The sequence below is a fragment of the Leclercia sp. M50 genome (assembly GCF_037150775.1).
Classification (GTDB): domain Bacteria; phylum Pseudomonadota; class Gammaproteobacteria; order Enterobacterales; family Enterobacteriaceae; genus Enterobacter.
This window is the reverse complement of record NZ_JBBCPK010000168.1, coordinates 1-5,041: the sequence shown is the minus strand read 5'-3', so window position 1 is coordinate 5,041 and position 5,041 is coordinate 1. Positions and strand designations below refer to the sequence as shown.

Here is a 5,041-nt window from a genome sequence, read left to right as displayed (position 1 = left end):
GCTGGATATGGAAACAGCGCGACGGCGTCAGCTCCTCCGGCGTGGCCTCCCGCAGCAGGGGCAGCAGGGGCCGGAACGAGTCGATAAAGGTTTCATACATCAGGTTCTGCTCGCTGAGCTGCCAGCACTCCTCCACCCGGGCGCGCAGCGCGGCGCGGGAGAGCGCCAGCGGCGAATGCGCCTCAAAGCAGATGACGTTTTCCGCCACGCCCGCTTCATGCAACAGGGTCTGTACGTCTGCCAGCTGTTGCGACGGCGAGGCCATCAGGCTCGGCGCCAGGGTGCCGAAGCCCTGCCAGATCAGCTGCTTTTTCACATCCGCCAGCGTGGTTTTGTCCATCCCTTCAGAGAGCAGCAGCAGCCATTTGCCGTCCCAGGCCGGTAGCTCTGCGCGATAAATTTTGGTTTCGGCCCGGCGGGTTAAACGCAATCCTTTGTCGCTCAGGCGGTAGAAGCTGCGTCTGCCGATGCGAACCACATCCAGCCAGCCCTCTTTATTAAGACGGAACAGCGCGGTGCGCACGAAGCGCTCGCCGAATCCCATCCCCTCCAGCAGGGCCGCCAGGCTTCCCAGCCAGACTTCACCGCCGCGATGGGACAGGGCATCACCGTACAGGGAGGAGATCAGCGAGGTGCCGCTGACGGGAACGGAGCTGACAGCGTGCTGGATAAAGGCGTCGAGTTTACTCATGTGATTCATTCTGTTGTGATTATTTTCGCGGATGAATCATAGCATAGCGCTAAAAGCGCGACCCTCCCTAATACGCAGAGGGTCGCGGACGGCCTTAGCTGTTGGCTGCGGCCTTACGCAGATCGAAGACGCGGCAGGCTTTGCCTTCGGAACGCGGAATGCTGCCGCAGTTGACGATCGTCACGTCGGTAGAGATCCCCACCATCGACTTAATGCGGTGGCGCAGCTGGTGGCAGACGTTGCAGCGCTGTTCGTGGGTCAGCGACAGGCTGCTCTCTTTCAGCTCCACCTTCACCGAAAGTGAATCAAGATGGCCCCGACGGTTCACCTCCAGCTGATAGTGCGGCGACAGGTGCTCAAACTTGACGATCTCCTCTTCCAGCTGGGACGGGAAGACGTTGACGCCGCGGATGATCAGCATATCGTCGCTGCGGCCGCTGATCCTGTCCATGCGGCGCATGGTGCGGGCGGTGCCCGGCAGCAGGCGGGTCAGGTCGCGGGTGCGGTAGCGGATCACCGGCAGCGCCTCTTTGGTGAGGGTGGTGAAGAGCAGTTCCCCCTGCTCACCATCGGCCAGCGGCGTGCCGTCGTTCGGGTTGACGATCTCCGGGTAGAAGTGATCTTCCCAGATGGTCGGTCCGTCGGCGGTTTCGATGCACTCCATCGCCACCCCCGGCCCCATCACTTCGGAGAGCCCATAGATATCCAGAGCGGTAATACCGAGGCGTATTTCAATTTCCCGGCGCATCGCCAGGGTCCAGGGCTCAGCGCCAAAAACGCCCACGCGCAGGGAGCACTGGCTGGCATCACCCCCCATCTGGCGCTCAAGCTCTTCGATCAGGTTGAGGCAATAAGAAGGCGTCACCATGATCATGTCCGGCTTAAAATCGCGGATCAGCTGGGCCTGTTTTTCGGTCTGGCCGCCGGACATCGGGATCACCGTGGCGCCTAAACGCTCGGCGCCGTAGTGGGCGCCCAGCCCGCCGGTAAACAGGCCATAGCCGTAGGCGACATGAATTTTGTCCTTCGCGCTGCCCCCCGCGGCGCGCAGCGAGCGGGCCACGATGTTGGCCCAGTTATCAATGTCGTTCTGCGTGTAGCCGACCACGGTGGGTTTACCGGTGGTGCCCGAAGAGGCGTGAATACGCACCACCTGTTCCATCGGCACCGCAAAGGTATCAAACGGATAGTTGTCACGCAGATCCTGCTTGGTGGTGCACGGGAACTTGCGAATATCCGCTAACTCTTTGAAATCGTCAGGATGCACGCCCGCCGCATCAAACTTGCGTTTGTACATGGGGACGTTGTTATAAGCGTGTTCTAACGTCCACTTCATACGCTCGGTTTGCAGGGCCTGCAGCTCATCAAGGGAGGCGGTTTCGATGGGGTCAAGATGTGTTGCCGTCGTGGTTGCAGTTGACGTTGCGGTTGTCGCTGTATTTATCATTGTCGTAGTCATCGTAGGGTACTCGCTTTTTATAATTGTTCAGACACGCTCAAGGATCATGGCAATGCCCTGACCGACACCAATGCACATCGTACAGAGCGCATAGCGCCCTTTACGACGATGCAGCTCGTTGCTGGCGGCCAGCGCCAGGCGGGCCCCGCTCATACCCAGCGGATGGCCTAAGGCAATTGCCCCGCCGTTGGGGTTAACGTGCGGCGCATCATCCGGCAGCCCCAGCTCACGCAGCACCCCCAGCGCCTGGGAGGCGAAGGCTTCGTTCAGCTCGATAACGTCCATGTCGTTGATGCTCAGCCCGGCGCGCTCCAGCACCCGACGGGTGGCAGGCACCGGGCCCAGCCCCATCAGACGCGGCTCAACGCCAGCGGTCGCCATCGCCACGATGCGGGTACGCGGGATCAGGCCCTGGGCTGCCGCCATCTTCTCGCTGGCGACAATCAGCGCCGCAGCGCCATCGTTCACGCCAGAAGCGTTACCGGCGGTAACCACACCGCCCGCCCGGAAAGGGGCTTTCAGCCCGGCCAGCATTTCGAGGGTGGTGTCCGGGCGCAGATGCTCGTCATGCACCACTTCGGTGACCGCCCCTTTTTTGCCTTTAATGACGACCGGCACGATCTCCTGCGCCAGAATGCCGTTAGCCTGGGCCTGAGCGGTACGCTGCTGGCTGCGCAGGGCGAAGGCGTCCTGATCCTCACGGGAAATCTTTAACAATTCCGCTACATTCTCTGCCGTTTCCGGCATGCTGTCAGAACCAAATTGCTGCGCCATGAGCGGGTTCACAAAACGCCAGCCGATAGTGGTATCGAAAATTTCATTCTGCCGCTGGAAGGCGCTGGTCGCTTTGCCCATCACGAAAGGCGCGCGGGACATCGACTCCACACCCCCGGCAATCATCAGGTCGCCATCACCGGCGCGGATGGCGCGGGCAGCAAAGCCCAGCGCATCCAGACCGGAGCCGCAAAGGCGGTTCAGGGTAGTGCCGGAGACGGTCTGCGGCAGCCCGGCTAACAGCAGGGACATTCGCGCCACGTTACGGTTGTCTTCCCCCGCCTGGTTCGCGCAGCCAAAGATCACATCGTCGATGCGCTCCGCATCCAGACCCGGGTTACGCGCCAGCAGTTCGCGCAGCGGGATGGCGCCCAGGTCGTCCGCGCGCACACCGGACAGCGCACCGGCATAGCGACCGATTGGGGTTCTGATCCCGTCACAGATAAAGGCGTCACGCATCATGCTTCTCCTGTCACAGTGCCGCCGATGCGGTGGGATTTCCCACGGAACAGGGCAACCGTTTTCTGTTGTTGATTAACGATTTCAATGTCGTATACGCCGGTCTGTTTCCCCTGATGGCGCACCTGCGCCGTGGCGGTGAGCTTATCGTGGGCAAACGCCGGACGGACAAAATCGATGGTGCAGCCTGAGGCCACCGCCGCCAGCCCCTGGCTGTTGCAGGCGTAGGCGAAAGCGGTATCGGCGAGGGTAAACAGCTGTCCGCCGTGACAGCTCTTGTGGCCGTTGAGCATCTGCGGCGTGACGGTCATGGTCAACACGGCGACGCCGTCATCCATCTCAATAATGTCGATGCCATAAGCCTGGGCGCAGGCATCGTTTTCATACATGGCGCGGGCGTTGCGCCAGGCGTTATGACTCATAGCTACTCTCCAGAAGCGCGCGCTGGCGCAGCAGGGATGAAGGACGGTAACGCTCTTCGCCGTAATGGCGTTGCAGGTTTTCCAGCAGGCACAGCAGACGCTGCCAGCCAAGCTGTTCTCCCCAGGCCAGCGGGCCGCGCGGGTAGTTCACCCCGAGGCGCATGGCGGTATCGATATCTTCTTCACTGGCGACCCCTTTTTGCAGGGCGTCGAGGGCTTCGTTGACAATCATCGCCACCGTGCGCCAGATCAGCAGGCCGGGATAATCCGCCACCTGCAGCACGCGCTTGCCCTGCTGCTGGAAGTGGCGCACCGCTTTCCGTGTCGCGGCTGTCGGGTTGCTGGCCGCGGCGGCAATCACCGCCACGTCGCTCTCCTGTCTGTCGAACACCACCACCGGCTGTGCGTAGCGGTTCGCCAGCGCCTGGGCGGTCTCACCCCGGGTTTCGATCAGCAGTACGCCGTCGATTTCAGTGACACCGTCACTTTTTTTCTGCTGATGCGTGACACTGTAACTATCGTTCACCTCTGCCAGCCAGTTAACGGCAGGCTTTTCGTTACGCCAGTTGTAAACGCCCTGCCCACTCTTCTTGCCGAGACGCCCACCCAGCACCAGCTCCTGCTGCACCAGTGACGGCAGGAAACGGCGCTCCTGCCAGAAGGCGTTAAATACTGAGCAGGTCACGGCGAAGTTGACGTCCTGGCCGATCATATCGGTCAGCTCCAGCGGCCCCATCGGGAAGCCTGCGCCTTCGCGCAGCGCCGCGTCGATGACTTCCGGGGCGGCAACCTGCTCTTCCAGCGCCCGCCAGGCTTCGGCATAGTACGGACGCGCCACGCGGTTAACGATAAAGCCCGGCGTTGACTGGCAGCGCACCGGCTGTTTGCCCCAGCGCGTCGCCAGCTCGCTCAGCTGTTCGACCACTTCCCCGGAGGTCGCCAGGCCGCTTACCACTTCCACCAGCTTCATCACCGGGGCCGGGTTAAAGAAGTGCAGCCCCGCCACGCGCTCAGGATGGCGCAGGTCGGCGGCAATGGCGGTAATGGAGATGGACGAGGTATTGCTGGTCAACAGCGTGTTAGCCGGGCAGATCTCCGCCAGTTGGGCAAAGAGCGCCTTTTTAACGGCCATTTGCTCAGAGGCGGCTTCAATCACCAGGTCAGCCTTCGCCAGCGCGTGGATGTCGGTAACGGGCACCAGACGCTGGAGCGTCTGTTCGGTGTCATGCGGGGCGA

5 protein-coding genes are annotated in these 5,041 nt (G+C 61.8%); all 5 read right to left on the bottom strand.

Features of this window, described 5'->3' with window-relative positions:
• Positions 1-700, bottom strand: a 700-nt coding sequence (gene paaX, locus WFM46_RS22680; RefSeq protein WP_336998605.1) for a phenylacetic acid degradation operon negative regulatory protein PaaX, incomplete at its 3' end; no start/stop codon positions are given.
• 85 nt (positions 701-785) lie between these two features.
• Complete coding sequence (paaK, locus tag WFM46_RS22675) at positions 786-2,138, bottom strand: phenylacetate--CoA ligase PaaK (protein WP_336998604.1); 1,353 nt, start codon at positions 2,136-2,138, stop codon at positions 786-788.
• A 39-nt stretch (positions 2,139-2,177) separates the two neighbouring features.
• Positions 2,178-3,383 carry a 3-oxoadipyl-CoA thiolase gene (gene pcaF, locus WFM46_RS22670; protein WP_103179804.1) on the bottom strand — a complete coding sequence of 402 codons (1,206 nt, stop codon included), beginning with the start codon at positions 3,381-3,383 and terminating at the stop codon, positions 2,178-2,180.
• Positions 3,383-3,805, bottom strand: a complete 423-nt coding sequence (gene paaI / locus WFM46_RS22665; protein ID WP_114314799.1) for a hydroxyphenylacetyl-CoA thioesterase PaaI — start codon at positions 3,803-3,805, stop codon at positions 3,383-3,385. The genes pcaF and paaI overlap by 1 nt, the downstream gene beginning before the upstream one ends.
• A partial coding sequence (locus tag WFM46_RS22660; protein ID WP_336998603.1) for a 3-hydroxyacyl-CoA dehydrogenase occupies positions 3,795-5,041 on the bottom strand: 1,247 nt, incomplete at its 5' end. The genes WFM46_RS22660 and paaI, both read right to left, overlap by 11 nt.